Consider the following 902-nt stretch of genomic DNA (forward strand, 5'->3'; position numbering starts at 1 on the left):
AGTGTCACTTAGCCAAATGAATCTTACTTTGATTCAGAATATTAATTAAACAAATTACTGGAGGATTTTATATAATGAAAAAAGCAATTATGACTTCAACATTAGCATTAGCGTTAGGAGTAACTGGTGTTTCAGCTTCTCAAGCAGATGCATCTACGGAAACAGCAGAAACAAATCAAATCAACAAAGCCGAGTTAGCAAACTTAGCATTAAATAACCCATCAGCTTTAAATGAAAAGCCTGTACACGAAGGGGCTTATCATTATGAATTCACTAAGGATGGCTATCATTTTACCTTTGATTCAAATGGTGCATACTGGACTTGGGAATATAACCATACTGGATCAGCAGATTCTGAAGCATTCAGCTCAGTAACGAATAACAACTTCAAACAGGAGGCACCTGCTGTACAAGCACAGGCTCCTGTAGCAAAGACACCTGCTCAAACATATGTAGCACCTAAAGCACAAAACTATCAGGCACAATCAACATATAAAGCGCCAGCTCAAACACAATCAGCAACTTCACCAGTAAGTGTTAACGCACACTTACAACTTATCGCTCAACGTGAATCTGGCGGTAATATCCGTGCAGTCAATCCTACTTCTGGCGCAGCAGGTAAATATCAATTCTTACAATCTACTTGGGATTCAGTAGCTCCCGCTCAGTGGAGAGGCGTATCTCCAGCATCAGCACCTGAAGCAGTCCAAGATGCAGCAGCTGTTAAGTTATATAATACAGCTGGTCCATCTCAATGGGTTACAGCTTAATCTAAAGATTAAAAAATGAATGTGCCGTTCGGCACATTCATTTCAGACTGTAGACAAAGTCTCCTTCGGAGATGAAGTTTACAGTCTTTTTTTGATAAAATATAGGTATATCATTGAACGGTGGTGTTTTAC

At 39.4% G+C, this 902-nt stretch carries 1 protein-coding gene; it reads left to right on the forward strand.

Annotated elements, in window-relative coordinates; all coding sequences use genetic code 11:
- Positions 1-74: 74 nt before the first annotated feature.
- Positions 75-770 carry a transglycosylase family protein gene (locus CD152_RS10585; RefSeq protein WP_086038534.1) on the forward strand — a complete coding sequence of 232 codons (696 nt, stop codon included), beginning with the start codon at positions 75-77 and terminating at the stop codon, positions 768-770.
- Positions 771-902 lie beyond the last annotated feature (132 nt).

It is taken from the genome of Macrococcoides caseolyticum, from assembly GCF_002902665.1.
Lineage (GTDB): Bacteria > Bacillota > Bacilli > Staphylococcales > Staphylococcaceae > Macrococcoides > Macrococcoides caseolyticum.